Raw genomic sequence first — 25,357 nt, forward strand, 5'->3', positions numbered from 1 at the left:
TGCAATCGGCGGATTTTAGTCGCGGCCAGTCTCACGCGTGCTAAGCCGGATGGCCAGCCCTGTCGGGCGGTCGCCCCCGTGTAAACTCGCAAGGACTTTCAGGGGGTCTGGCAGGGATGATCGTAGGCATTGATCTGGGCACCACCCATTCGCTGATCGGCGTTTTCGGGGAGGAAGGCCCGCGGCTGTTTCCCAATGCGCTGGGCGACGTGCTGACGCCATCGGTGGTGAGCGTGGACGACGACGGCCACGTGATCGTCGGCCGTGCCGCGCGCGACCGCATGGTCAGCCACCCCGACAGCAGCGTGGCCACCTTCAAGCGCTGGATGGGCACGCCGCGTGAAACCCGCCTGGGCAAGCACACGTTCCGCCCCGAAGAACTCTCCGCACTGATCCTGCGCGCCTTGATTGCCGACGCGGAAGCCGCCACCGGCACCAAGGTGACCGAGGCCGTCATCAGCGTGCCCGCGTACTTCTCCGATGCACAGCGCAAGGCCACGCGCGCCGCGGGCGAACTCGCCGGCATCCGCGTGGAACGCCTCATCAACGAACCGACGGCAGCCGCCCTCGCCTATGGCCTGCAGGAGAATCGCGACGGGTCGCGCTTCCTCGTGTTCGATCTCGGCGGCGGCACGTTCGACGTGTCGGTGCTGGAGATGTTCGAGGGCGTGGTGGAAGTGCATGCCAGCGCCGGCGACAACTTCCTTGGCGGCGAGGATTTCCTCGATGGCCTCGAAGCAGCGTTTTGCACCGAGCAGCAGATCGAGATCGCCTCGCTGGCTGCGCAGGAGCGCGGCCAGCTGCGTCGTCGCCTGGAAGTGGCCAAGCGCCAGCTCGGCAACGGCGCGTCGGCCACGGTGGAATGGCAGCGCGGCGAGCAACTCTTCACCTGGCAGATCGATGAAGAACGTTTCGCGCGACTGAGCGAGCCACTGGTACATCGCCTGCGTGCGCCGCTGGAACGCGCCATGCGCGACGCCAACCTGCAGCCGGCGCAGCTGAGCGAGATCGTGCTGGTGGGCGGCGCCAGCCGCATGCCGCTGGTGTCGCGACTGGTGTCGCGCATGTTCGGCCGCCTGCCGCTGCGCCATGTGAATCCGGATGAAGCCATCGCGCTGGGTGCCAGCGTGGCTGCCGGTTTGAAAGCGCGTGATACGCGCCTGGACGAAGTGATACTCACCGATGTGTGCCCGTACACCCTGGGCATCGAAGTGTCGCGCCGTGACGATGCAGGCAATCCGCAAACGGGGTTCTTTGCACCGATCATCCACCGCAACAGCACCGTGCCGGTGAGTCGCGAGCAGTCGTTCCAGCCCGTGCGCGACAACCAGGCCCAGCTCGAACTGAATGTGTATCAGGGCGAGAACCCGATGGTCGAGCGCAACATCAAGCTCGGCACGCTCTCCATCGACTTGCCGCAACGACGCGCCTCGCACGAGAACTCGGTGGACGTGCGTTTCACCTACGACGTCAACGGCGTGCTGCAGGTTGAAGCCACCGTGCGCGCGACGAATGCGCGCCATGAGCTGGTGCTGGAGCAGAACCCGGGCGTGCTCGATCCCGCCGATATCCGTGCACGCCTGGCTGCGTTGCAGGACATCAAGGTTCACCCGCGCGACAAGCAGGAAAACATCGCCATGCTGGCGCGTGCCGAACGCATGTACGAGGAGTACCTCGCTGCGCGGGCACAGCTTCAGCAATGGATCATGCAGTTCCGCACCGTGCTGGACAGCCAGGACGACCACCAGATTCGCGAGCATCGCCGCCTGTTCGGCGAGGCGATGGATCTGCTGGAGAAAAGCCTGTGACGTCGCCACTGGATGCGTTCGGCCTGCCGCACGATGCCGACGAACGTGCGCTCAAGCGTGCCTACGCCCAGCGGCTGCGGGTGACGCGTCCGGATGAAGATCCGCAAGGTTTTCAGCAATTGCATGCGCAATACGAGCGCGCCCTCGCCTATTGCCGCGCACAGGCCCGCAACGCTGGCGATGCACCAGTGACGCCAGCAGAGCCCGAGCCATCGACGCCGCTTTCGCCGCCGGTGTCCACACACACCGTGGAAGACGTCGCCACAACGCCGGCGATGCCCGTGCCTGTGGATGTGCTCGCCCTGGCCCATTCCGTCATCGCCATGGCCACGCGCAGCGATGCCGACGCCTTGCACGCATGGCTGCGCGAACGGCCTGAACTGTGGTCGCTTCACGTCAAACAAGCCGTCGGCTGGCGTTGCGTAGAACAGATGTCGCGCGAAATCCCGCCGATGTCGCCTGCTTGCCTCGACATCCTGCTCGGCTTCTTCGATCTCGACCGCGTTCGCAGTGGCCTGGACGCTGCCGCGCTGGCCAAGGTCGCGCGGCGCATGCGTCTTGCCTGGGAAGTACAGCCCGAACACGCCGAGGCACTTCACGCACGCCTCGATTCACGGCAATGGACGCTCGCCAAAGTGCAACGCCTGTTGACCGACTTCACGCGGCCATTCCGCTGGCCGTCCGTGTTGCTTGCCGGCTTCCGCCCCAGTGCCGTGCGGGAACGCATGCAGTTCATGGCGGCCGTGAGCCAGGGACGTCCGGACGAATTGCCTGCCGCGTTCGACCGCCAGCGCATGCGCTTCTGGTGGGATGCCGCGCAGACACAACAGGTGACGCGCGCGCGCCTGGGCCTGGGTTTGGCGCGGTGGGCCGTCGCCCTGATCCTGGCGGTGCTCCTGGGCGTGCTGCCCTTGCTTGGCGGCGTGCCGGACACCAACCCGCTGATCGGCCTTCTGCTGCTCGTCAACGCGCCCATGCTGATCTGGCTGCTGTGGCTGGCCTATTTGCCACTGGACGCGTGGCACGCGCGGCCCGAGCAGGTATCGGCGCGCTGGCCCTGGCTGAACCTGCTGATGGTGCCGCTGCTTTGCCTGCTGGGCGCGGCACTCAAGATCGCCCAGCCGAACAACCTGCTCTATCTCGTTCCCATGCTGCCGGCGGCGTGGCTGGCGTTGCGGCGCTACTGGCGACGCTCGTGGACGGGCGCCAAATGGGCGTCACCCAACGTGTTGCGCATCGCCGTTTTCCTGGCCTTCCCGTTGCTGCGGTTCACCCTGGAGCGTGACATCACCTGTGAATGGCTGGCCTTGCTGGCGCTGGTGCCGTGGGGTCTGGATGTCTGGCACCAGCGAACCGTGCTGCGTGTCACGGCCAGCCGCGCCTGACCAACATTCAACCTGTTGGTTGACATTCAGTCCTGAGCGGCAGACATTCAACCCTATGGTTGAACATCAAGCCCCCGCGCTGGACATCGTGTTCCAGGCCCTGATGGATGGCACGCGCCGCGCCATGCTGCGCAGCCTGGCCGAAGGCGAACGCAACATCGGCGAGCTGGCCGCCCCCTTCGACATGTCGCTGGCGGCCGCCTCCAAGCACGTGAAGGTGCTGGAGCGTGCAGGGCTGGTGCGACGCCTGGTCCAGGGCCGCACACATGTCTGCCAGCTGGAACCCGCGCCGCTCGCCATGGCGGATGACTGGCTTCGCTTCTACGAACAGTTCTGGAACCGCGAGCTCGACGCACTCGACGCCCTGCTCGGAGCGGAAGACGACGGCCTGGACGCCCGCGGAGACACATCACCATGAGCACCGCCCTGCGCACCCTGCGCATCACCCGTCATTTCGCCGCCAGCCCGGAACGTGTTTTCGATGCATGGCTCGATCCCGCCACCGCGGGACGCTGGCTGTTCGCGACGCCGAAGGGCGAGATGGTGAAGGTGGATATCGACGCCCGTGTCGGCGGGCGGTTCTGCTTCCGCGACCGACGCGACGGCGTGGACGTGGATCACGTGGGCGAATACCTGGAAATCGACCGGCCCCGCAGGCTCGTCTTCAGCTTCGCGGTGCCCAGGTATTCCGAGGCGACAACGCGTGTGAGCATCGATATGGTTCCGGCCGGATCAGGTTGCGACCTCACCCTGCTGCACGAACAGGTGTTGGCCGAATGGGCGGATGCGACGCAGCACGGCTGGGGCGAGATCCTTGCGCACCTGGCGCGCCATCTTGAACAGGCGTCCGGTTGACGCATAGCGGTTGGATGGCCCAGCCATGTGCGATTGCCCGCCGCGAGTCACGGGCGTAACTTGGCATGGCTGCCACTTCAGGCAGACACGAGGTATCGCCATGAACGCGCGAAACCATCTGATGTCGCTTCGCATCGCCGCACTGGCCGGGCTGCTGATCTGCCCCACCCTTCATGCCGCCGACGCCAGCCTGCCCACCATACCGGTCGACACCCAGGCGCCACCGCCCCAGGTGGTGAGCTATGCGGCCACGCCGGATGTCCCCCGCGACCGCACCGATCCGTTCAATCGCCCCGAAGACGACGCCCGTCCCGGCGAATATTTTTTCTATCTCGGCGCGCTGGCCAACCAGAAGCGCGACTACGAGCATGCCATCGCGATGTACAAGGTTGCCGCGTCGTGGGCGTACAAGCCGGCCGAATACAACCTGGGTGTGATGTACCTCAATGGCCTCGGTTCACCGGTGGACCTGCCACGCGCGATGGCCTGGTTTGCGTTGGCAGCGGAGCGCAACGAAACGCAGTACGTGTACGCCAAGCAATTGCTCTACGCACACCTGACGCCGGACCAGTTCAACGAGGCCAACGTGATCTGGCGCGAGCTGCTGCCCACCTACGGTGACAAGGTGGCGCTGGCTCGCGCCAAGGCGCGCTGGCGCGAGGTACTGATGTCGGCCACGGGATCACGCGTGGGTTCGGCGGCACCGCATCTGATCGTCGGTGGAACAATCGGCTTCAACAGCCATGACTCGGTCACCGTCTACGACATGGGAGACAACGGCAGGCAGGCCTTCACGGCGGGTGACGTCACAGGCGTCTATCAGACCGATGGTGCCATTGCCTACCAGCAACTGCGCGCCAGCAGGGATCCCTACGATCCCAAGTTTGCCTCGTATCTGCGGTCGGGCACGGTGACCGTGGGCATTCTTACGCCGATGAAGCCGGACGATCCGGCTATACGGAAGATCAATCCGCCACTGAACGACTCGGACCACCCGTGAACGCGTAACCCGCCGTTACTTGCCGCGCGGACGAAATTCCAGCGGAAACGCATCGCGCGCAGCGGCAGGCGGCTTGGGCCCGCACGAACCGCACGTATCGCAGCCATCGCTGCAGTTGCCGGTGGATTGCTTCGGCTGGAGGCGATGCGCCAGCGAGCGCTTCCACGCCGCACTGCCCGGCTTGTCCAGGCCAAGTGCCAGCGACGCCAGCCAGCGGCTGGTCATCTTCGGTGCGAGCTTGCGCAAGGTGATCCATGCGCCGGCCAGCACCACCAGGCCGATGATCACGTACTGGACGAGCAGGCCGGTACTCATGCCAGCCAGCTCGTGATCTGGTACGTGAGGAACGAAGCCAGGTATGCCACGGCGAACATGTAGCCGAACGAGATGCCCACGTTGCGCCACGAGTTGGTTTCGCGACGGATCACCGCCAGCGTGGACATGCACTGCGGCGCAAACGCAAACCACACCATCAGCGACAGCGCGCTGGCCAGCGAGAAGTTGGCTGCCAGTGCCTGTGCAAGGCCTGCCCCGTCGGCGCCTTCACCGCCCACCGCATACACCGTCGCCAGCGCAGCCACGGCGGTCTCGCGCGCGGCGAAGGCGGGAATCAGCGACACGCTGATCTGCCAGTTGAAGCCCAGCGGCGCAAAGATGTACTGCAGGCCGCGTCCCATGTAGCCGGCAAAGCTGTAGTCGATGGCCGGACCGGTGGCGCCTGCCGGTGCCGAAGGGAACGTGGAGAGGAACCACATCAGGATCGTCAGGCCGAGAATCACGCCAGTCAGGCGCTTGAGGAAAATCATGCCGCGTTCGTAAAGGCCAATGGCCACGTCGCGCACCTTCGGCAAGCGATACGACGGCAGCTCCATCAGCAGTGCATGCTCGCTGCGGTCGCGACGCAGCTTCTTCATCACCCATGCCACCACCATGGCGCCAAGAATGCCGGCTGCATACAACGCGAACAGCACCAGGCCCTGCATGTTGAAGATGCCCCACACGCGCCTTGTGGGAATGAATGCACCAATCAACAAGGCATACACCGGAAGGCGCGCCGAACACGTCATCAAGGGCGCCACGAGAATCGTGGACAGGCGATCGCGCGGGTCGGTGATGCTGCGCGTACCCATGATGCCGGGAATGGCGCAGGCGCAACTGGAAAGCAACGGAATGAACGAACGCCCCGTCAAACCGACCGAAACCATCATGCGAGCGAGCAGGAAAGCCGCGCGCGGCAGGTAGCCCGATTCCTCAAGCACCAGGATGAAGAAGAACAGCACCAGGATTTCCGGCAGGAAGCCGATCACGGTGCCGAGGCCACCAAACAGGCCATCGACGATCAGGCTTTGCAGCGGACCCGCCGGCATCCACGCGGTGACGTGTTCGCCCATCCACGAAAAACCGTCACCGATCAGGTCGGTCATCGGTTTGCCGGCCGCATACACCGCCTGGAAGATCAGGAACATCACGAAGGCGAGAATCGCGATGCCGAAGACGGGATGCAGCGCCCATCGATCCAGCGCGTCATCCACTTCGGCCGTGGCGCGCGGCATGGTCACCGTCGCGGCCATCAATTCACGCACCTGCGCGTGCAGGTCGGCACGGCTTGCCGCATCGTCCGACTGCGCCGGGGATGCCTGCGGAATCTCGCCGTCCACCTGCGCGATCAGTGCCTGCACGCCGTCGCGTTTCACCGCTATGGTTTCCACCACCGGCACGCCGAGTCGGCGCGACAACTCCGCCACGTCGATCACGATGCCGCGACGGCGCGCGGCATCCATCATGTTGAGCGCCAGCACCACCGGCCGACCCAGGCGCTTCACTTCCAATACAAAGCGCAGGTGAAGGCGCAGGTTGGTGGCGTCGGCCACGCACACCACCAGGTCCGGCACGGCCTCGCCCGGATAATTGCCTTCCAGCACGTCGCGGGTGATCTGTTCGTCGGGGCTGGTGGCGTCGAAGCTGTACGTGCCGGGCAGATCCAGCAGCTGAAGCACGCGACCGGAGGGCGCCGTAAAACGGCCTTCCTTGCGCTCCACCGTGACACCGGCGTAGTTCGCCACCTTCTGGCGACCACCCGTGAGCTGGTTGAACAAGGCGGTCTTGCCGCAATTGGGGTTGCCGACCAGGGCAATACGCAAGGTGCCGGCGCTCATGCCGCCTTCTCCGCATGGACCAGCACGCGCTCGGCTTCCTTGCGACGCAGGGCGAAACGCGTGGAGCCGATCTGGATCAGCAACGGGTCCGCTCCCAGCGGGCCCTGCGCCACCACGCGAACGGGCTCGCCTGCCACGAACCCGAGGTCGCGCAATCGCTGCGCGATGGGGTCTGAAGCATGAGCATCGTCCACTCGGTCCACCACGGCAGTAGCCCCTTTCGGAAGATCGGACAGGCGCACTAGTCACCAACTCAAATAAGAATGGTTCGCATTGTACATGAGGCACCCGGCAGGTGCAGCGCGGCCCCATGCCACGCCCCATGCGGTGCGGCGCAAGAACATGAAGGCTGAACCCCTGCCATCGGTACCGCCTTGGAACTGATCGCGAATGCCCCGATAGCGTTTCCATGTTCCGACGCAATACCGCGCCGGCCACGCCTTTCCCGCTTTCACGGATACCGAGGTCCACATGGCTTTGTTCGCCCGCCACGCCACCGGGTTGCGTCTGGAACGCATGCAGGCCTCGCCGCAGCATTCGGGCGAGACGTTCATCAACACCTACCCCGCCAGCACGCCGCGCGTGGTGGACGACAAACCCTCCCTGGACGACTTCATGTTCCGCGGTGAAGACCGCACGCCCGCCCATCCGCTTCCCACGCTCGACCCTCGCCCGCAATGGACGCGCCCGATAGACACCGGCCTGCGCACGACCTGGCTGGGGCACTCCACCGTGCTGCTCGAAATCGATGGCGTACGCGTGCTCACCGATCCGGTCTGGGGCGAACGCGCCTCGCCCTTCTCGTTCATGGGCCCCAAGCGCTTCCAGCCGGTGCCGGTGGATATCTCGCAACTGCCTCCGCTGGATGCCGTGTTGATCTCGCACGATCACTACGACCATCTCGATTACCCGAGCATTCGCGAGCTGGCGAAGTTGCAGGTGCCCTTCATCACCTCGCTGGGCGTCGGTGTGCATCTGGAAGCCTGGGGCGTGCCGGCCGAGCGCATCATCGAACTGGACTGGTGGGAAAGCTTCACCGTGCCGGCGGGACTGACGTTGACTGCCGCACCATCGCACCACTTCTCCGGCCGCAGCCTGCACGACCGCAATGCCACGCTGTGGTCATCGTTCGTGCTGCGCGGCGAACGCCATGCGGTGTTCTTCAGTGGCGATACCGGCCTCTCGCCGCACTTCACGGAGATCGGCCAGCGGCTTGGCCCGTTCGACCTGGTGATGATCGAAGTGGGCGCGTTCCATCCTTCGTGGGGCAGCGTGCACCTGGGCCCCGACAACGCCATCACGGCGTGGCGCCAGCTTGGCAGCGGGCGTTTCCTGCCGGTGCACTGGGGCACCTTCAACCTCGCCATGCATCCCTGGTGCGAGCCGGCCGAAGTCCTGCTGGCGAAGGTACCGGAAGGCCTGGTGATGCCACGCCTGGGCGAAGTCATCGAGCCGGCGCAGTTCGAGACAGCGCAGCCGTGGTGGCGCGACCTCAGCACCCAACACTCGCGCGGCTGCGCGCGGCAGGCCGCCGAATTCCTGGTATTGCCGGCCAAGGACTGACGCAGCGCACGACGTCGCACGACAGGGTTCGGTTTAGGATGTCGCTCCCCAGCAGGAGCTTTCCATGACCAGCAGCATCCAGATCGCCGACCACGGCGGCGTGCGTCGCATCACGCTGAATCGTCCGCAGGTGCACAACGCCTTCGATGACGGCCTGATCGCCGAACTCACCGCGGCCCTGGAAAACGCCGGCAATGACCACAGCGTGCGTGCCGTGGTGCTCACCGGCGAAGGCGCCAGCTTTTCCGCCGGCGCCGACCTGAACTGGATGCGCGGCATGGCCAGCGCGAGCGAGGCGGACAATCGCGACGATTCGCTGCGCCTCGCCACGCTCATGCGCACGCTGCAATACCTGCCCAAGCCCACCATCGCACGCGTGAATGGCGCCGCCTACGGCGGCGGCGTGGGACTGGTGGCGTGCTGCGATATCGCCATTGGCGTGGATTCCGCGCGCTTTGGTTTGACCGAAGTGAAGCTTGGCCTGGTGCCTGCGGTGATCTCGCCGTATGTGATCCACGCCATCGGCCTGCGCCATGCGCGTCGACTGTTTGTGACAGGCGAACTGTTCGATGCCGGCACGGCGTTGCAGATCGGGCTGCTTCACCAGTGCGTGCCGGCGGAACAACTCGATGGCGCCGTCGATGCCGCGCTGGCGTTGCTTTCCAAAGCCGGTCCGGTCGCACAGGCAGAAGCCAAGCAACTGGCCTTGCGCATGGCAGGTGCCGATGAAGCACGCGCTGAAAGCATCGATCGCGAGAACGCAGCCTTGATCGCTCGCCTGCGTGTTTCCGAGGAAGGCCAGGAAGGCCTTGGCGCGTTTCTTTCCAAGCGCGCTGCTGCGTGGTGCGCACCAGGCTGAAAGCGCATACTCGTTGTTCCATTGCGTAAAGGAACGACGCCATGATCGACCACGTGGGTTTGCTGGTATCCGGTTACGAACGCAGTCGCGAGTTCTACCGACAGGTGCTGGCGCCCCTGGGCATCGAGCTGGTGATGGAGATCACCGCCGAGCAGACCGGTGATGGATGGCACGCCGGTTTCGGTGCCCATGACAAACCCGTGTTCTGGATCGATACGTCGCAACATCCGCGCGCCATGGGCGGTGCACACGTCGCCTTCACCGCGCCCAACCGCGAAGTCGTGCGGACGTTTCACCGTCTTGCCCTCGACGCCGGCGGCACCGACAACGGTGCGCCCGGCCTGCGCCCGCATTATCACGAGCACTATTACGGCGCTTTCGTGCTCGATCCGGACGGCCACAACATCGAAGCCGTCTGCCACGCGCCGGAATGACCTCGAGGTCACGCCATGACACATCCCATCATCAACATCGACGACGTTGAGTTGCAGCCGTATCCGCCCGGCATGGGCCCCAGCGGCGACACGGCGGAGCGATTCGAAGCGCGCATGGGCCGGTTTTCCGCCCAGATCGGCGCCAGGAAGCTGGGCTACAACATCACCGCCGTGCCACCCGGCAAACGTGCGTTTCCCTTCCACTGCCATCGCATCAATGAAGAAATGTTCTTAATCATCGAAGGCAGCGGCGAAGTGCGCATGGGCGACGAGCGCCATCCCATTCGCGCGGGCGACGTGATTGCCTGCCCGCCCGGTGGCCCGGAGAAGGCGCACCAGATCATCAACACCGGCACCACCGACATGCGTTACCTGGCGGTGAGCACCAAGGAGACCCCGGAGATCTGCGAATACCCGGACACGGAGAAAGTCGGCATTCTCGCCGAGTACCCGCCCGGTCCGGATGGCGCACCGCGCGGCCTGCGCATGGTGACGCGCACGGATCTGCAAGTGGGTTACTGGGACGAGGAATAAGGACTCCGTCCAACAGAAACCTGTTTTGCAGGAGCGCACTTGTGCGCGACCGCTTCATCGGATGGCATCGTGGAATGGGGCGCAGCGGTCGCGCACAAGTGCGCTCCTACAGGGCTCATGCGGTGTCATGCTGCGCCGCGCATCGGCGGCAGCGCGGCAATCTGCTAGTTTTGGCAGCTTCGCACCGTCCCCGGAAGCCGCATGTTCGAGCGCGTACTCATTGCCAACCGCGGCGAGATTGCCTGCCGCGTCATCCGCACCTGCCGACGCCTTGGCATCCACACCATTGCCGTGTATTCGGAAGCGGATGCCAACGCCCAGCACGTGCGCCTGGCCGATGAAGCGTGGCCCATCGGCGGCCCGCGCCCCACGGAATCCTATCTGCGTGGCGATGTGATTCTCGATGTCGCACGCAGGAGCGGCGCGCAAGCCATCCATCCCGGTTACGGTTTTCTTTCCGAGAACACGGCGTTTGCCCGCGCATGCAGCGAGGCCGGCATTGTCTTCATCGGCCCGCGCCCGGAAAGCATCGACGCCATGGGTTCCAAGGCAGCGGCCAAGGCGCTGATGGAAAAGCACGACGTGCCGCTGGTACCCGGTTACCACGGCGAAGACCAATCCGCCGATGTGCTCGCCGAACAGGCACGCCGCACCGGCTTTCCGCTGATGATCAAGGCTGCTGCCGGCGGTGGTGGCAAGGGCATGCGCATCGTTCGCAGCGAAGCGGAATTTGCCGATGCACTGGCCTCCGCGCAGCGTGAGGCGGCCAGTTCGTTCGGCGACACGCGCGTGATCCTCGAACGCTACGTCGATCATCCGCGCCACATCGAATTCCAGGTGTTCGGCGATACGCAGGGCAACGTCATCCACCTCAACGAGCGCGAATGCTCCGCACAGCGCCGGTACCAGAAAGTGCTGGAGGAAACGCCCTCGCCTTTCCTCGACCAGGCACGTCGCACAGCCATGGGCGCCGCTGCCGTAGCCGCCGCCAAGGCAGTGAATTACGTGGGCGCCGGCACGGTGGAATTCATCGTGGGCCAGGATGGCGAGTTCTTCTTCATGGAGATGAACACGCGCCTTCAGGTGGAACATCCCGTCACCGAAGAAACGCTGGGACTGGATCTGGTGGAGGGGCAGCTGCGCGTGGCCGCCGGCCAACCGCTGCCGCTGGCGCAGGAACAGGTCAAGGCGCACGGTCACGCCATCGAAGTGCGCCTGTATGCCGAAGATCCCGACCAGAACTTCCTGCCCGGCTCCGGCAAGCTGATCAAGCTGCGCCTGCCCGCACCCTCGCGCCATGTGCGCCTGGACGGTGGCGTGATCGAAGGCGACACGGTCACCATTTTCTACGACCCGATGATCGCCAAGCTCATCGTGTGGGACGCGGATCGTCCGCAGGCACTGCAACGCCTGCGTGATGCGTTGATGGCCAGCGAAATCGTAGGCCCGAAATCCAACATCGCGTTTCTCGAACGCTTGTCGCGCCATCCCGTGGTGGTCGAGGCGCGCACCGACACGGGCTACCTGGATCGTCACCTCGACGAATTCCTTGCCGGCGATGCGGCACCGGAAGCGCACGTGCTGTTTGCCGCAGCCGCAACCGCGTTGATGCACGACGAAAACCACGTAGCGGCGAATGCCGCCGACCCGCATTCACCGTGGGCGCGTGCCGATGCATGGCGCGTGGGTCACGCCGGCAAGCGCATCGTTGCGCTTTCGTTGCATGGCCAGCGCCATGAAGTGGAAGCCTACGGCCACGATGGCAACTACCAGCTTCGTCATGGCGACGCCGCGACGGAAGTGCGAGGCGCACGTCTTGGCGACGACGCATTGAGCGCACGCTTCGACGGCGAAGCGCGACGCACGCCCGTGCGTACGGATGCCGCGCGCGTGACAGTGCACGATGCCCATGGCAATCGTCATACCTTCGAGCGCGCTGCCGCGTTCGCGTGGGCATCGAAGGAAACTGCCGGCGGCAATCAGATCGTGGCTCCCATGCCGGGTCGCATCGTCCTGGTGAAGGCCAGCGCCGGTGACACGGTGGAAGAAGGCCAGGAACTGCTGGTGATGGAAGCCATGAAGATGGAACTGGCACTCAAAGCACCGCGTGCCGGCACCCTTGCGAGCGTCCACGCCGCGCAGGGCGATTTCGTGGAAGCCGACACGGTGCTGCTGCGCTTCGCCGATTGACCGCGGGGCTTGACGCCGCGTCGACAGGACAATGCCGACGCTAGCCCCCATTGTCCGTGCCAGTGCACGGACCGGGGAGAATCCATGCGTGCATCGTTTCGTTCGCTGCAGCCGACGATGTTGTCCGTGTTCGTCGCCATGACGTTGCTGACCGCCTGCGGCAAGCATCAAGGTGATGAGGAAGGCGGCGCGCAGGGAAATGGCCAGCCAGACGCCGCAGCGCAGGCGCGGGAAGATGCAGCATCCACCGCAAAATGCGAGGACAACCCGCTGGCGCAGTCGCTGCCTCCCAAGGAAACCGTCGGCGGACTGCCCTTCCTTCTACGGGATTGCGCATCCGACAGTATTCGCGCCGTTTACGGCACACATGGTGGCAGGCAAATCGAGATTTCGATGACCGACACCAGCCCGCCGCCGGCCGCCGGCGACCAGGCAGCGCAGCAGGACCTGAATCGGCGCACGCGCGACATGCAGCGCTCCACCAGCCGCGCGGCGATAGAAATGCTTACCGCCATGACCGACCCCATGCAGACGAGTGCCGATGCTCTGGCTGCCATTGGCGGCCCTGACTACGCTCCGATTCTGGTGCCCACGGCCACCAAGGACTCGTTCATCGTCCACGTCACGGCCAAGACGCAGGTGGGCCCTGCTGAAGCCTTGGCGTTGTTCAAGGACCGCTACATGGTCACCTTGCAGGCCAGCGACAACGGCAGCGCGCTCACCGGCCTCACGACGCCGCAGGCGCAGGCGCTCTACCTTCCCTTCATCCAGGCGTTCCATCCCGAACGCCTGCCCTGAGAGGCTTCACAGGCGGGAACGCGCTATGCTGATCGGCATGAGTACGAATCATGTCCGCATTGTCGAAGTTGGCGCGCGCGATGGCCTGCAGAATGAAAAGACGCTGCTGCCCGCCGACGTCAAGATCGCCCTGATCGATCGCCTTTCCAGCACCGGCTTGAAGACCATCGAGGCCACCAGCTTCGTCAGTCCCAAGTGGGTGCCGCAACTGGCCGATGCCGCCGAAGTGTTCCAGGGCATTCGCAAGGTGCCGGGCGTGAGTTATCCCGTGCTGGTGCCCAACGAGCAAGGCTACGAGCGGGCACGCGCCGTTGGCGTCAGCGAGATCGCCGTCTTCACCGCGGCATCCGAAGCGTTCAACCGGAAGAACATCAACGCCAGCATCGATGAGTCCATCGAACGTTTCATCCCCGTGATGAAACGCGCGAAAGACGACGGCGTGAAAGTGCGCGGCTATGTTTCCACCGTACTCGGCTGTCCCTATCAGGGCGAGGTGCCGGTGAGCGATGTGGTGCGCGTGGCGCGACGCCTGCACGAGGTCGGCTGCTACGAAGTATCGCTGGGCGACACCATTGGCGTGGGTACGCCTGCCAAGGCACGCGCGATGCTGAAGGCGGTGGCGCAGGAAGTGCCCATGTCCGCGCTGGCAGTGCATTTCCACGATACCTACGGGCAGGCGCTGGCCAATATCCTGGCGTGCCTTGAAGAAGGCGTGCGCGTAGTCGACAGCGCCGTCTCCGGCACGGGCGGCTGTCCTTATGCCAAGGGCGCCACGGGCAACGTGGCCAGCGAAGACGTGGTCTACATGCTGCATGGCCTGGGCATGGAAACGGGTATCGACCTGGACATCCTCGTCGCCACCGGCGCCTGGCTGGCCGGCCAGTTGCACAAGGAAACGGCCAGCCGCGTGACGCGGGCGCTCACGGCCGCCTGAGCGCAAAGCGGGCGCTGACCTCGCCCGTTTTCATTCCCGTCGGGCCCGGGTTCGTCGGCTTGGTGGCGGTTTCGTCGAAAAGCGCGCGCCAGCTTCGATAGGGCTGGGTATTCTCCGTCGCATCCAAGCCAAGGATGCTGCCACCATGAAGAGCGTTTTCTTCGTCGCCCGTCTCGTTGTTTTCTGGTTCTTCGTGCTGCTGTTCGCGGCCATCTTGATTGCGCACACGCCGCCGTTCGAGTACCGCGACACGGGCAGCATGTTTGTCCTGCTGATCTTCATCGCACTCGTGCTGGTGGTGACCAGCGCGGTCTCGCACCTGCGGCGCGTGCGGCTTATCGCCGGCCATATCGACGACAGCACCATCGGCAACCGCCAGCGTCGGCAGATCGAGATTCCCTTCGAAGCCGGCGAGGCGTTCGACCTGCTCGACGCAGCCGTGCGAGAACTGCCCCGCAGCGAAGACATCGAAAGCGCACGCGACAGCCTGCAGATTCGCGCCAAGGTGAAGCGTCCACTGACCTACGGCCGGCAGCTGGGCAGGCTCGATCCATCCACGTGGTTCGGCCACCTGCGCAATCAGATTTTTGCGACGGTGACACCAGGCGAAGGCATCGGCAGCGTTACGCTGGTGTGCGAACCGGAACTGGGCGCATGGAGTGACTGGTTCCGCGTGGATGACGGCACCAACCTGGAAAACGCCGAAGCCATTACGCGTGCCATTACCCGGCGCATTGCCGAAAAGCGTCGCAACGAGCAGATGCGCGCCCAGCAGACGGAACGCGAGAAAGAACGCACGGTGGCCCGCCTCAACCTGTTGCATGCCCAGGTGGAACCGCACTTCCTCTACAACACGCTGGCGAGCGCGCAATACCTGACGCGCAGCGATCCGGCACAGGCCGACCAGATGCTGGGTCACCTGATCCACTACCTGCGCCACTCCCTGCCCTTGCGCGACGACACCTTGTCCACCCTGGGCGACGAACTGGAACGCACCCGCGCCTACCTGGAAATCATGCGACTGCGCATGGGACCACGTCTGTCGCTGCAGCTCGACGTACCCGACGTACTGCGTGCCATGCCCATGCCGCCGATGATGCTGCAGACGCTGGTGGAAAACGCCATCAAGCACGGCCTGGAGCCCAAGCCCGGCGGCGGCACGATCTGGATTCTTGCGCGACGCGACGACGATGCGGTGTCCATCACCGTTGCCGACGACGGACGCGGTTTCAGCGAAGCGGGCGGCGGTACCGGTATCGGCCTGAAGAACGTGCGCGAACGCCTGCGCCTGATCTACGGCACCGACGCCTTGCTGTCGGTGGTAGGCAACGTGCCCGAGGGCGTGGCCGCCACCATCACCATCCCCATGCACAACGACACCACGAGTGACGCATCGTGACCACCGCGATCATTGCCGAAGACGAAGCCCTGTTGCGCCAGGCGTTGAGCGATCTGCTCGCCCGTGTCTGGCCCGACCTGGAAGTGCTGGCCGAATGCGAGGACGGCGCCAGCGCGCTTGAAGCCATCAGCGAGCAGAAGCCCGACGTGGCCTTCCTGGATATCCGCATGCCCGGCCTCAACGGTCTTGAAGTCGCCGCCGCAACGGCCGAAGCCAGCCCGGGCACGCAAGTGGTGTTCACCACGGCCTACGACCAGTACGCCATCGATGCGTTCGAGCGCGGTGCCGTGGACTACCTGCTCAAGCCGATCAACGAAGAAAGGCTGACAGCAACCATGCAGCGGCTGCAGACACGCGCCGCTTCGCGCGTCACCGATGCCGCCGCACTTTCCCAGCTGCTGCGCGAGATGGTGCTGAACCCGGGGCCGCGCGCCGAGCCGCTGACGTGGATTACCGCCAGCAATGGCCGCGAAACACGCCTGATCATGGTCGATGACGTCGCTTACTTCCGCGCCGACAACAAATACACCGTCGCCATGACCGCCGAAGGCGAGGCGCTGCTGCGCACGCCCATCCGCGAACTGGCCGCCGTGCTCGATCCGAACGTGTTCAAGCAGATTCACCGTTCCACCATCGTCAACCTGCGTGCCGTGGCGTCCGTCGTCCGCGACGACACGGGCAAGGGCACGCTGCGGCTCAAGCAGCGGCCGGAAACGCTGGTGGTCAGCCAGCCTTTCATGACCCTGTTCCGAAACATGTAACGGAGACATTCCGCCACCAAGAATCACAAGAGGTCGCCATGGAAAAGCTGATTCTTCTGTTTCACTTGTTGTTGTCGCTTACGGGCTTCGAACCGGTGCGCACGGTCGTTACGCATGAACTCGCCAATGGCCGCGACCTGATCTACAGCACCATCCAGATCAGCGGCGAACTGGCCACGTTCCGTTGCCTGCGCAGCCAGAGCGGCCTGTGCCACTACACCCTGCTGCCGGGCTCATGTGGCACACGCAGCGTGGATTGCGAACCGCCCATCACCGTCTTCACCATGCGGCAGGGCGATACGCTGTTGCTGACGCGCCTGCCGGAAGACTTCGCCAGCTGCGTCACCGCGACGCCTGCCGCCGACAACGCCTGTGCCCGGCAATTGGCACAAACCGGACACGCTACTCCCTGAAACGTCCTATCGCGGCATCCTGCCGCGGCTCGCTAGAATCGGACGCATCGATGGCGGGAGTACACGATGCGGTGGAAGCGACATAAAGCCTGGACGGCCCTGCTCATGGCCCTGATGGTGACGGGTGCCTCAGCGACCGCTGCCGTGCCGGCCAAGGGCGACGTGCTGCTGGCGCCTGAGCGCATATGGACCGCCGACGGCGACACGGCCCACACCGGCTGGGAAGTGCTGGTGCACGACGGCACCATCGCTGCCGTGGGGCCCGCCGGCAGCATCCAGGCACCTGCCGGTGCCCAGCGCATCGCATTGCCGGGCGCCACGCTCACGCCGGGCCTGATCGATCTTCACTCGCACGTGTTCCTGCACCCGTACAACGAGACGCTGTGGAACGACCAGGTGCTGAAGGAGCCGCAGGACTACCGCACGCTGGAAGCCGCCGCCCATGCCCGCGCCACCCTGCTCGCCGGGTTCACCACCCTGCGCGACCTGGGCACCGAAGGCGCAGGCTATGCCGATGTCTCCATCAAGCGGGCCATCGATGAAGGCATGATCCCCGGCCCGCGCATGTTCGTCGCCACCCGCGCCATCGTGGCCACCGCCAGCTACGGCCCCGGGCCGCGCGGCTTTCGTCCGGACATGGACCTGCCCAGCGGCGCGCAGGAAATCAGCGGCGTGGACGAAGCCATTCGCGCCACCCGCGAACAGGCGGGACACGGTGCCGACTGGATCAAGCTCTACGCCGACTATCGCGTGGGCACCGACGGCAGCACGCAACCCACGCTGTCGCTGGCCGAGATGAAGGCCATCGTGGATACCGCCCATCTGTCCGGGCGTCCGGTCGCCGCTCACGCATCCAGCGACGAAGGCGTACGCCTTGCGGTGGAAGCGGGTGTGGACAGCATCGAGCATGGGTATGGCGCCAGCGAAGCCACGTTCCGTCTGCTGAAGCAGCATGGCACCGCGTACGAACCCACGCTCACCGCGGTGGAGTCCACGGCGCAGTATTTCGAACACTACGTGCCCGGCCAAAGCGCACCCACTGCCCGCATGAAAGACGCCGAACGCGCTTTTCGCACCGCACTCAAACTCGGCGTGATCATCGGCAACGGCAGCGACGTGGGCGTATTCACCCACGGTGACAACTGGCGCGAACCGGCCAACATGGTGCGCGACGGCATGACACCGCCGCAGGCACTGCACGCCGCCACCAACGTGGCCGCGCGCATTCTTCGCCAGCAGCAGAATTTCGGGCGCATTGCGCCGGGCATGCACGCGGATCTCGCGGCGTTCACCGGCGACCCCAGCACGCATATCGACGACCTGCAGCATCCCGTCTTCGTGATGAAGGACGGCACCGTTTACCGCACGCCACAAAGCACGCCATGACTGACGCACTGATTCGCCCCATCGAAGCGCGCGACAATCCCGTTGTCGCACAGATCATCCGCACCGTGATGCCCGAATTCGGCGCAGACGGCCCGGGCTTTGCCATCCACGATGCCGAAGTGGACACCATGTACGAGGCCTACGCGCGCCCACGCAGCGCCTACTTCGTGGTGGAGCGCGACGGCAAGGTGATCGGTGGCGGCGGCATGGCGCCACTGGAGGGCGGCGAAAGCGACGTGTGCGAGCTGCGCAAAATGTATTTCCTGCCCGAAGCCCGCGGCATCGGTGCCGGCAGCGCCATGATGCTTCGCTGCCTCGACGCCGCGCGCGAACACGGGTTCCGTCGCTGCTACCTCGAAACACTGACCGGCATGGACGCAGCGCAAACGCTGTATCGCCGCCACGGCTTTCGCACCATCGATGCACCCATGGGCGGTACGGGGCATTTCAGCTGTGACCAGTTCTACATGCGCGACCTGTAAGAGAAGCCCATGGCCAGCCACGATCCACGCATCGACGACTACATCGCCCACGCCGCGCCCTTCGCGCAGCCGGTCCTGGAACACCTGCGTGACCTCGTCCACGAGGTCTGCCCCGAGGTGGAAGAGGACGTCAAGTGGAGCATGCCGTTCTTCATCTACAAGAACACGCCGTTGTGCTCGATGGCGTCGTTCAAAAGCCACTGCTCGTTCGGCTTCTGGCGCTACAGGGAATTGGCCGGCGACAAGGATGCCGAAGGCATGGGCCAGTTCGGCAAGCTCACATCGCTGAAGGACCTGCCGCCCAACCGCATCCTCATCGAGCTCATTCGCAAGGCCATGGCGCTGAACAAGAGCGGCGCGCGGACAAGGCGAGCCCGTGCGGCCGCCAAGTCCGCGCCCGTGCTGCCCGAGGACTTCGCCGCCCTGCTCGTCTCCCGGCCGCATGCCGCGGCACGAAAAACGTATGAAGCCTTTCCACCAGGCGCCAAACGCGAGTACGTGGATTGGATCAACGAAGCGAAAACCGACGCCACCCGGCAGAAGCGCATGGCCACCGCGCTGGAATGGCTGGCGGAAGGCAAGCGCCGGAACTGGAAATACGAATCATGCTGAAGGCGCCGGTACTGCATTTCGAGGTGGACGATCCGTCATCACTCGACGTGTCGCCGCTGATTCGCGAATTGGACGGCTATCTTGCCGAGCTCTATCCCACCGGCAATATCCGTCCGGTACCCGCCGAAGAATTGAAGCAGCCCAACGTCACCTTCCTCACCGCACGCGTCGACGGCACACCCGTCGCCTGCGGCGCCTTCGTGCGCCATGACGACTACGTGGAGGTGAAGCGCATGTACGTGCTGCCGGCCTGCCGCGGCCTTGGCCTGGGCAAGCAGTTGCTGGAAGCGCTGGAGACTGAAATTGTCCGTGCAGGCGGCGCGCTCGTGCGCCTGGAAACCGGCACGGCACAAACGGAAGCCTTGGAACTCTACGAGCGCGCCGGTTATCGTCGCTGCCCGCCCTTCGGCGAACACCGCGCCAACCCGCGCAGCATCTGCATGGAGAAACCGCTCCCATGATCCGCATTGCGCTGGCCGATGATGCCACCGCCTTCCACGACATCTACACGCCTTCCGTACTGCACGGCGTGGAAACCTTCGAGACCGAACTGCCCGGCGTCGATGCGATGCGCGAGCGCGTCGTCACGCGCCTGCGCCAATATCCGTGGATTGTCTGGGAAGAAGACGGCCGCGTGCTGGCCTATGCCTACGCCAGCCGCTTTCGCGAACGTGCCGCCTACGACTGGATCGCCGAAACGTCCATCTACGTGCATCCCGATGCACGCCGGCGCGGCATCGCCCGGCGTCTCTACGGCGCCCAACTCGATGCCATGCGCCTGCAGGGCATCAACCAGGCGGTGGGCGTCATTACCCTGCCCGGCCAGAGCAGCGTGACCATGCACGAATCCATGGGCTTTACGCCTGCGGGTGTCTGGCGCAGCTCGGGCTACAAGCTCGGCCAGTGGTGGGATGTGGGCGTGTGGCAGCTGCAATTGCAGGCGCCTGAAAACCCGCCGCGCCCGGTGGTGCCGTTCGCGGCCCTGCGTGAGACAGCGGAGTGGGCCGCGTTGTTGCAACGCATCAATTCCTGACCCGGCTACATATGGGAGCGCACCCTGTGCGCGACGCCCGATGACCGACCTCTCGGCACACCCTGTCGCGCGCAGGGTGTGCTCCCACAAACAAAGGTGACGGCCGGGGCCGGTGTCACGCGCGGCCAGCCCCTTTCCTCGGCTACCATTTCGTTTTTGGCATTTCCGAGGACGTTCCATGCAGCTCAATCAGGTCAAGGCGATCATTACCGGCGGCGCCTCCGGTCTCGGCCAGGCCGTGGCTCAGTTCCTGGTCGCCAACGGCGGCACGGTGTCCCTGTTCGACGTGAACGAGGAAAAGGGCCAGGAAGCGGCGAAGGCATTGAAGGGCCACTTCTACCGCACCGACGTCACCTCCGAGGAAGGCGTGTCCGCCAACGTTGCCGCCGCGCGCGACGCGATGGGCGGCCTGAACGTGGTGGTGAACTGCGCCGGCATCCTGGGCGCCGGCCGCATGCTCGGCAAGGAAGGCCCGATGCCGCTGAGCACCTTCGCCACCACGGTGATGGTGAACCTGGTTGGCAGCTTCAACGTCGCCAAGGCAGGCGCTTCGCTGATGCAGGGCAACGAAGCCGGTGAAGACGGCGAGCGCGGCGTAATCATCAACACCGCGTCCGTTGCCGCCTTCGAAGGCCAGATCGGCCAGGCCGCGTATTCCGCCTCCAAGGGTGGCGTGGTCGGCATGACCCTGCCGATGGCACGCGAGCTGTCGCGGTTCGGTATCCGCGTCGTGACCATCGCCCCGGGCATCTTCTGGACGCCCATGGTGGACGGCATGCCGCCGCAGGTGCAGGAGTCGCTGTCCGCGTCCATTCCGTTCCCGTCCCGCCTGGGCAAGCCGGACGAGTTCGCCAACACGGTGGGCTTCATCCTGGGCAATCGCTACATCAACGGCGAAACCATCCGCCTCGACGGCGCGGTGCGCTTGCAGCCAAAGTAAGGCAGTAAAGGGGAAGTAGTAAGTGGTAAAGGGAAAGAGCAAGGGCTACCCGCCCGCTCAATGCCACTCAGCTATTTGCACTTGCTTCCCCTGCATGGCGCGCACGGATAGGCGCCTCAGTCCGCTCTTCCTACTTACCATTTACCACTTACTACTTACCCAAACATGAAAGCTTCCGACGTCAAGAAAGGCAATGTGGTCGAACACGAAGGCACCGTCTATCAGGTGCGTGACATCGAGCGCAGCTCGCCCACGGCGCGTGGCGGCAACGTCACCTTCCGCTTCACCATGTATTCGATTCCCGGTGGCCGCAAGTTCGACCTGAGCCTGCGCGCCGACGACGATCTCAGGGAAATGGACCTGGTCCGCCGCGAGGCGAATATCTCGTACATGGACGACGGCGCCTTCGTCTTCATGGACAACGAGGATTACACCCAGTACCTGCTCTCATCCGAACTGGTGGGCGACAACGCCGGCTACATCGTGGAAGGCGTGGAAGGCTATTACGTGCAGCTGATCGACGACGCACCGGTGGGCCTGCAAGTGCCGACCAGCGTCACGCTGACCGTGGTCGACACCGCGCCGGAACTGAAGGGCGCCAGCGCCACCAAGCGCACCAAGCCGGCGAAGCTCAACACCGGCATTGAAATCCAGGTGCCGGAATACATCACCAACGAAGAAAAAGTGTGGGTGAACACGCTGACGGGCGAATTCGCCGGCCGCGCCTCCTGATCAACGCTTCGTCGTGATGCCTGAAAACGCCGGGGAAACCCGGCGTTTTTTTCGTTGCCTTGACGCCACCGCGCCGCTGCGGCACGTTCACTACTTCCCGCTCAGGAATGCATGCCGTGTCGCGTCCCCACGCCCCGCATCCACGTCCATGGCGCGTAGCGCGCCTGCTGCTGATCGGCGCGACGTTCGCGCTCGCCGCGTGTGCTCCCGCGCCGGTGCGCAATCCCATCGCGCAATGGGTGCCGTCGCCCAACTTCGACGCGCGCCGCCCGGTGCTGATCGTCATTCATTTCACCAACGAGCACTCTGCCGAGCAGGCGCTGCACACGCTGCGCACGGCCAACAGCGGCGGCCCGGTGAGCTCGCATTACCTGATCGGCAACGACGGCCACATCTACCAGCTGGTCGCCGACGGCGAACGCGCCTGGCATGCAGGCGCGGGGCGCTGGGGCACGATCACCGATGTGAACTCCGCCTCCATCGGCATCGAGCTGGACAACGACGGCGACTCCCCTTTCACGCAGGTGCAGATCGACAACCTGCTGCGCCTCTTGGCCGACCTGTGCGACCGCCTGCGTATTCCGCGCACGCAGATTATCGGTCACGAAGATCTAGCACCCGGACGCAAGGACGATCCGGGCCCGCGTTTTCCGTGGCAGCAACTGGCACAGGCCGGGTTTGGCTTGTGGCCGCGCGGATCGTTGGTCGATCCGCCACCGGGTTTCGATCCGTGGGCGGCGTTGGGGTTGATCGGTTACCCGCTGGACAACCGCGATGCGGTGGTGCGTTCGTTCCACCACCACTTTCGCGGGATGGATGGCGATGCGCTGGACCAGCAGGACTTGCGCATCCTGTTCAACCTGGCGCAGCAGCTTGGCGTAGACGGTCATGTCACCACGGCACCCGCCGGCTGACGCGCCCGATCCGTCGCGTCCGCTTCAGCCTGGATAAGGCAAACTTGCGTCGTTACCAGGGAGCTTCGCCACGTCATGTCCTCGACGGGTTATTCGCTGCGCGCCACGGTTGTCGATAGCCTGCTGACCACGAAACGGCCGGACGTGCCGGTGCGCGTGGTGGTACGCAACACCGCGGCGGTCATCCTGCCGCTGGCGATCGGCATTCTGATGGGACATCCGGGCATTGGCCTGGGTATCGGCGCCGGCGCGCTGGACACCATGTTCTCGGACCAGCCCGGCCCCTATCGCCAACGCATGACGCGGCTGCTGCTCGCATCGGTGGCGGCGGGCCTCGCCTCGTTGATCGGTTTCCTGATCGGCGACCAGCTGGTTCCCATCCTGATCGCCACGGCCGCGTTCGGCTTCGTCGGCGGCTTGCTGGTGGTGTTTGGCACCGACATGACCCGCGTAGGCATGACCAGCATGATCCTGCTGGTAGTCACGGCGGCCAATCCCCGACCGCTGCATGAAGCACTCGGAGCATCCGCGCTGATCTTCGCCGGCGGCCTGCTGCTGACGCTGTTTTCAGTAGCGGCATGGCCACTGCAACGCTACCGGCCCGAACGCCATGCACTGGCCGCCGTGTATCGCGGACTGGCCACGCTCGCGCGCCAGCAGGAACACGACGATGCCGACGTGCCGGCGCTTACCGATGCCATGACCACGCTGCAGCACACCTTGCTGGGCCGGCACCATGCACGCGGGCGTGCCATGGAGGCTTTCGGCGTGCTGCTTGAGCTGGCCGAGCGCATCCGCCTTGAACTCACCGCCATGGCCGAGTTGCGCGCCAACCCCACCATCCATGCGATGTTCCGCGGCGATGCGGCGCGCGTGCTCGCCGCCATTGCCGATGCGCTGGAAGTGGCCGAATCGCCCCGTCAAGCGCAGCACGCGCTGCAAACGCTGCAAGCCAGCGAGAACGCCCTGCTCGGCGATGGCGGCAACGCCGATGGCCTGGCGACGCACATCCACGCGCTTTCCGGCCAGCTGGCGGCCGCGGTGCGTAACGCGAACTGGGCAGGCAGCCGTGGTGAAATCCGCGCGGCCGCGGCGGAAACGCCACTGCCGACGGCACTGCGCAGCAGTTCGGCGCGCGCCACCTTGCGTGCCAACCTTACCCCGCATTCGGTAGCGTTTCGCCACGCCGTGCGCAGCGCCGTCACGCTGACGGCCACGCTGTTCGTGTCGCGCGAACTCGCCCTTCCCCACGGCTACTGGTTGCCGATGACGGCGGCCATCGTCTTGCGCCCCGACTTTGCCGCCACGTTCAACTTAGGCCTGCTGCGCGTGGTCGGCACGGTGCTCGGCCTGGTCATCACCACCGCGCTGCTGCACTTCACGCCACACGAGATGTGGGCGCATCTCGCGCTGATGGCGGTGCTGTGCATGGCGTTCCGCTACCTGGCCACGGCGCACTACGGCATGGCGGTGGCCGCGCTGACAGGCACCGTGGTGATCCTGCTCTCGTTCGAAGGCGTCAATTCCAGCGACGCGGTGATGGATCGCGTGATCAATACGGCGCTGGGCAGCGGCATGGCCTTGATTGCCTACGTGCTGTGGCCAACATGGGAGCGCACCCGTGCGCGTGCGGCGTTGTCGGACATGGTCGATGCGTACGCCGATTACCTCAATGCGCTCGCCCACCCGGAACGTCGCGATGGCCGTCGCGAAGCGCGCACGGCGGCGCGCACGGCACGCAGCAATGCACAGGCGTCTTTGGACCGCATGCGCGCCGAACCCGCCACGCCCGCGCAGCTGCTGGAGCTTGCCAACGCGCTGTTTGCCAACAGCAACCGACTGGCGCGCACGGCCATGACGCTGGAAGCGTTGATCGACGATCACGCCAACCTGCCTGAAACCGCCGAAATGTGCGCGTTCGTCGAGCACGCCGCGGGAGCGCTGCACGAAATTGCCAGCGCCATTCGCGCGCAACGCGCACCCGAACGCCTGCCCGACCTGCGCAGCCTGCAGCGCACATTTGCCGCGTTGCTGGGCATGGCCGAGGACAAACAGGCCGCCGACCTGCTCACGCGCATCAGCGACCGCCTGGTGGACAACGTGAACACGCTCGCGCACATCACGGGCCGCAGTCACCACAAGTCGACGGCCACGGTGTAACCACGCAGC

At 65.1% G+C, this 25,357-nt stretch carries 27 protein-coding genes; 24 read left to right on the forward strand and 3 right to left on the reverse strand.

Annotated features, from left to right (window positions below):
* Positions 1 to 116: 116 nt before the first annotated feature.
* From DK366_RS10495 to DK366_RS10515, 5 genes are all read left to right on the forward strand, one after another.
* Complete coding sequence (locus DK366_RS10495) at positions 117 to 1,808, forward strand: molecular chaperone HscC (protein ID WP_109125505.1); 1,692 nt, start codon at positions 117 to 119, stop codon at positions 1,806 to 1,808.
* A complete protein-coding gene (locus DK366_RS21400; protein ID WP_198651507.1) occupies positions 1,805 to 3,193 on the forward strand; it encodes a hypothetical protein in 1,389 nt (462 codons plus the stop codon). The genes DK366_RS10495 and DK366_RS21400 overlap by 4 nt, the downstream gene beginning before the upstream one ends.
* A gap of 55 nt (positions 3,194 to 3,248) precedes the next feature.
* On the forward strand, positions 3,249 to 3,611 hold the full coding sequence (locus DK366_RS10505; protein WP_109125506.1) for a metalloregulator ArsR/SmtB family transcription factor: 363 nt from the start codon (positions 3,249 to 3,251) through the stop codon (positions 3,609 to 3,611).
* The gene (locus tag DK366_RS10510; protein ID WP_109125507.1) at positions 3,608 to 4,048 is read left to right on the forward strand and encodes an SRPBCC domain-containing protein; all 441 of its coding nucleotides are present in this window, start codon (positions 3,608 to 3,610) and stop codon (positions 4,046 to 4,048) included. The genes DK366_RS10505 and DK366_RS10510 overlap by 4 nt, the downstream gene beginning before the upstream one ends.
* Positions 4,049 to 4,148: 100 nt before the next feature.
* Positions 4,149 to 5,048, forward strand: coding sequence for an SEL1-like repeat protein (locus DK366_RS10515; RefSeq protein ID WP_109125508.1), 900 nt, complete (start codon positions 4,149 to 4,151; stop codon positions 5,046 to 5,048).
* Positions 5,049 to 5,063: 15 nt separating this feature from the next.
* On the opposite strand, the gene DK366_RS10520 is transcribed toward DK366_RS10515, so the two are convergent.
* The 3 genes from DK366_RS10520 to DK366_RS10530 are packed head-to-tail and all read right to left on the reverse strand — an operon-like array spanning position 5,064 to position 7,446.
* Positions 5,064 to 5,363 (reverse strand): DUF6587 family protein, encoded by a 300-nt coding sequence (locus tag DK366_RS10520; protein WP_109125509.1) that lies wholly within the window; start codon positions 5,361 to 5,363, stop codon positions 5,064 to 5,066.
* Complete coding sequence (locus tag DK366_RS10525; protein WP_109125510.1) at positions 5,360 to 7,204, reverse strand: ferrous iron transporter B; 1,845 nt, start codon at positions 7,202 to 7,204, stop codon at positions 5,360 to 5,362. The genes DK366_RS10520 and DK366_RS10525 overlap by 4 nt, the downstream gene beginning before the upstream one ends.
* Positions 7,201 to 7,446: a FeoA family protein gene (locus DK366_RS10530; RefSeq protein WP_109125511.1), complete on the reverse strand. Its 246-nt coding sequence runs from the start codon at positions 7,444 to 7,446 to the stop codon at positions 7,201 to 7,203. The genes DK366_RS10525 and DK366_RS10530 overlap by 4 nt, the downstream gene beginning before the upstream one ends.
* Positions 7,447 to 7,675: 229 nt before the next feature.
* Here DK366_RS10530 and DK366_RS10535 point away from each other — a divergent pair, with 229 nt between their 5' ends.
* The 19 genes from DK366_RS10535 (at position 7,676) to DK366_RS10625 (ending at position 25,348) form a co-directional block, all read left to right on the forward strand.
* On the forward strand, positions 7,676 to 8,767 hold the full coding sequence (locus DK366_RS10535; protein ID WP_109125512.1) for an MBL fold metallo-hydrolase: 1,092 nt from the start codon (positions 7,676 to 7,678) through the stop codon (positions 8,765 to 8,767).
* A gap of 64 nt (positions 8,768 to 8,831) precedes the next feature.
* The gene (locus tag DK366_RS10540; RefSeq protein WP_109125513.1) at positions 8,832 to 9,626 is read left to right on the forward strand and encodes an enoyl-CoA hydratase/isomerase family protein; all 795 of its coding nucleotides are present in this window, start codon (positions 8,832 to 8,834) and stop codon (positions 9,624 to 9,626) included.
* 41 nt (positions 9,627 to 9,667) lie between these two features.
* Complete coding sequence (locus DK366_RS10545) at positions 9,668 to 10,060, forward strand: VOC family protein (protein WP_109125514.1); 393 nt, start codon at positions 9,668 to 9,670, stop codon at positions 10,058 to 10,060.
* Between the two features lie 15 nt (positions 10,061 to 10,075).
* Complete coding sequence (locus DK366_RS10550; protein ID WP_109125515.1) at positions 10,076 to 10,594, forward strand: cupin domain-containing protein; 519 nt, start codon at positions 10,076 to 10,078, stop codon at positions 10,592 to 10,594.
* A 201-nt stretch (positions 10,595 to 10,795) separates the two neighbouring features.
* Positions 10,796 to 12,784, forward strand: a complete 1,989-nt coding sequence (locus DK366_RS10555; RefSeq protein WP_109125516.1) for a biotin carboxylase N-terminal domain-containing protein — start codon at positions 10,796 to 10,798, stop codon at positions 12,782 to 12,784.
* An 84-nt stretch (positions 12,785 to 12,868) separates the two neighbouring features.
* The gene (locus DK366_RS10560; protein ID WP_109125517.1) at positions 12,869 to 13,582 is read left to right on the forward strand and encodes a hypothetical protein; all 714 of its coding nucleotides are present in this window, start codon (positions 12,869 to 12,871) and stop codon (positions 13,580 to 13,582) included.
* Between the two features lie 37 nt (positions 13,583 to 13,619).
* Positions 13,620 to 14,516 (forward strand): hydroxymethylglutaryl-CoA lyase, encoded by an 897-nt coding sequence (locus DK366_RS10565; protein WP_109125607.1) that lies wholly within the window; start codon positions 13,620 to 13,622, stop codon positions 14,514 to 14,516.
* A 145-nt stretch (positions 14,517 to 14,661) separates the two neighbouring features.
* Positions 14,662 to 15,915 (forward strand): histidine kinase, encoded by a 1,254-nt coding sequence (locus DK366_RS10570; RefSeq protein WP_109125518.1) that lies wholly within the window; start codon positions 14,662 to 14,664, stop codon positions 15,913 to 15,915.
* Entirely contained in the window at positions 15,909 to 16,676 is a 768-nt protein-coding gene (locus DK366_RS10575) for a LytTR family DNA-binding domain-containing protein (RefSeq protein ID WP_198651513.1), read from the forward strand. Before DK366_RS10570 ends, DK366_RS10575 begins: the two co-directional genes overlap by 7 nt.
* Before the next feature lie 38 nt (positions 16,677 to 16,714).
* The gene (locus tag DK366_RS10580) at positions 16,715 to 17,089 is read left to right on the forward strand and encodes a hypothetical protein (RefSeq protein WP_109125520.1); all 375 of its coding nucleotides are present in this window, start codon (positions 16,715 to 16,717) and stop codon (positions 17,087 to 17,089) included.
* Between the two features lie 105 nt (positions 17,090 to 17,194).
* Positions 17,195 to 18,475, forward strand: coding sequence for an amidohydrolase family protein (locus tag DK366_RS10585; RefSeq protein WP_109125521.1), 1,281 nt, complete (start codon positions 17,195 to 17,197; stop codon positions 18,473 to 18,475).
* A complete protein-coding gene (locus tag DK366_RS10590) occupies positions 18,472 to 18,957 on the forward strand; it encodes a GNAT family N-acetyltransferase (RefSeq protein WP_109125522.1) in 486 nt (161 codons plus the stop codon). Before DK366_RS10585 ends, DK366_RS10590 begins: the two co-directional genes overlap by 4 nt.
* A gap of 9 nt (positions 18,958 to 18,966) precedes the next feature.
* Positions 18,967 to 19,569, forward strand: a complete 603-nt coding sequence (locus DK366_RS10595) for a YdeI/OmpD-associated family protein (protein ID WP_109125523.1) — start codon at positions 18,967 to 18,969, stop codon at positions 19,567 to 19,569.
* The gene (locus tag DK366_RS10600) at positions 19,563 to 20,030 is read left to right on the forward strand and encodes a GNAT family N-acetyltransferase (protein ID WP_109125524.1); all 468 of its coding nucleotides are present in this window, start codon (positions 19,563 to 19,565) and stop codon (positions 20,028 to 20,030) included. The genes DK366_RS10595 and DK366_RS10600 overlap by 7 nt, the downstream gene beginning before the upstream one ends.
* Complete coding sequence (locus DK366_RS10605; RefSeq protein ID WP_109125525.1) at positions 20,027 to 20,602, forward strand: GNAT family N-acetyltransferase; 576 nt, start codon at positions 20,027 to 20,029, stop codon at positions 20,600 to 20,602. The genes DK366_RS10600 and DK366_RS10605 overlap by 4 nt, the downstream gene beginning before the upstream one ends.
* A 178-nt stretch (positions 20,603 to 20,780) precedes the next feature.
* Positions 20,781 to 21,542: an SDR family NAD(P)-dependent oxidoreductase gene (locus DK366_RS10610; RefSeq protein WP_109125526.1), complete on the forward strand. Its 762-nt coding sequence runs from the start codon at positions 20,781 to 20,783 to the stop codon at positions 21,540 to 21,542.
* Positions 21,543 to 21,707: 165 nt separating this feature from the next.
* A complete protein-coding gene (gene yeiP, locus DK366_RS10615; RefSeq protein WP_109125527.1) occupies positions 21,708 to 22,274 on the forward strand; it encodes an elongation factor P-like protein YeiP in 567 nt (188 codons plus the stop codon).
* A 107-nt stretch (positions 22,275 to 22,381) separates the two neighbouring features.
* Complete coding sequence (locus tag DK366_RS10620; RefSeq protein ID WP_109125528.1) at positions 22,382 to 23,188, forward strand: N-acetylmuramoyl-L-alanine amidase; 807 nt, start codon at positions 22,382 to 22,384, stop codon at positions 23,186 to 23,188.
* A 75-nt stretch (positions 23,189 to 23,263) separates the two neighbouring features.
* Complete coding sequence (locus DK366_RS10625; RefSeq protein WP_109125529.1) at positions 23,264 to 25,348, forward strand: FUSC family protein; 2,085 nt, start codon at positions 23,264 to 23,266, stop codon at positions 25,346 to 25,348.
* The last annotated feature ends 9 nt before the right edge of the window (positions 25,349 to 25,357 follow it).

The organism is Dyella sp. C11 (genome assembly GCF_003121485.1).
Taxonomy (GTDB): Bacteria; Pseudomonadota; Gammaproteobacteria; order Xanthomonadales; family Rhodanobacteraceae; genus Dyella.

Coding starts and splice junctions, on each gene's coding strand:
- DK366_RS10625 (WP_109125529.1), top strand. CDS start 23,264: ATGTCCTCGACGGGTTATTCGCTGCGCGCCACGGTTGTCGATAGCCTG.
- DK366_RS10515 (WP_109125508.1), top strand. CDS start 4,149: ATGAACGCGCGAAACCATCTGATGTCGCTTCGCATCGCCGCACTGGCC.
- DK366_RS10600 (WP_109125524.1), top strand. CDS start 19,563: ATGCTGAAGGCGCCGGTACTGCATTTCGAGGTGGACGATCCGTCATCA.
- DK366_RS10555 (WP_109125516.1), top strand. CDS start 10,796: ATGTTCGAGCGCGTACTCATTGCCAACCGCGGCGAGATTGCCTGCCGC.
- DK366_RS10525 (WP_109125510.1), bottom strand. CDS start 7,204: ATGAGCGCCGGCACCTTGCGTATTGCCCTGGTCGGCAACCCCAATTGC.
- DK366_RS10565 (WP_109125607.1), top strand. CDS start 13,620: ATGAGTACGAATCATGTCCGCATTGTCGAAGTTGGCGCGCGCGATGGC.
- DK366_RS10510 (WP_109125507.1), top strand. CDS start 3,608: ATGAGCACCGCCCTGCGCACCCTGCGCATCACCCGTCATTTCGCCGCC.
- DK366_RS10605 (WP_109125525.1), top strand. CDS start 20,027: ATGATCCGCATTGCGCTGGCCGATGATGCCACCGCCTTCCACGACATC.
- DK366_RS10540 (WP_109125513.1), top strand. CDS start 8,832: ATGACCAGCAGCATCCAGATCGCCGACCACGGCGGCGTGCGTCGCATC.
- DK366_RS10505 (WP_109125506.1), top strand. CDS start 3,249: ATGGTTGAACATCAAGCCCCCGCGCTGGACATCGTGTTCCAGGCCCTG.
- DK366_RS10560 (WP_109125517.1), top strand. CDS start 12,869: ATGCGTGCATCGTTTCGTTCGCTGCAGCCGACGATGTTGTCCGTGTTC.
- DK366_RS10595 (WP_109125523.1), top strand. CDS start 18,967: ATGGCCAGCCACGATCCACGCATCGACGACTACATCGCCCACGCCGCG.
- DK366_RS10545 (WP_109125514.1), top strand. CDS start 9,668: ATGATCGACCACGTGGGTTTGCTGGTATCCGGTTACGAACGCAGTCGC.
- DK366_RS10590 (WP_109125522.1), top strand. CDS start 18,472: ATGACTGACGCACTGATTCGCCCCATCGAAGCGCGCGACAATCCCGTT.
- yeiP (WP_109125527.1), top strand. CDS start 21,708: ATGAAAGCTTCCGACGTCAAGAAAGGCAATGTGGTCGAACACGAAGGC.
- DK366_RS10550 (WP_109125515.1), top strand. CDS start 10,076: ATGACACATCCCATCATCAACATCGACGACGTTGAGTTGCAGCCGTAT.
- DK366_RS10570 (WP_109125518.1), top strand. CDS start 14,662: ATGAAGAGCGTTTTCTTCGTCGCCCGTCTCGTTGTTTTCTGGTTCTTC.
- DK366_RS10620 (WP_109125528.1), top strand. CDS start 22,382: ATGCATGCCGTGTCGCGTCCCCACGCCCCGCATCCACGTCCATGGCGC.
- DK366_RS10580 (WP_109125520.1), top strand. CDS start 16,715: ATGGAAAAGCTGATTCTTCTGTTTCACTTGTTGTTGTCGCTTACGGGC.
- DK366_RS10520 (WP_109125509.1), bottom strand. CDS start 5,363: ATGAGTACCGGCCTGCTCGTCCAGTACGTGATCATCGGCCTGGTGGTG.
- DK366_RS10585 (WP_109125521.1), top strand. CDS start 17,195: ATGGCCCTGATGGTGACGGGTGCCTCAGCGACCGCTGCCGTGCCGGCC.
- DK366_RS10535 (WP_109125512.1), top strand. CDS start 7,676: ATGGCTTTGTTCGCCCGCCACGCCACCGGGTTGCGTCTGGAACGCATG.
- DK366_RS10495 (WP_109125505.1), top strand. CDS start 117: ATGATCGTAGGCATTGATCTGGGCACCACCCATTCGCTGATCGGCGTT.
- DK366_RS10610 (WP_109125526.1), top strand. CDS start 20,781: ATGCAGCTCAATCAGGTCAAGGCGATCATTACCGGCGGCGCCTCCGGT.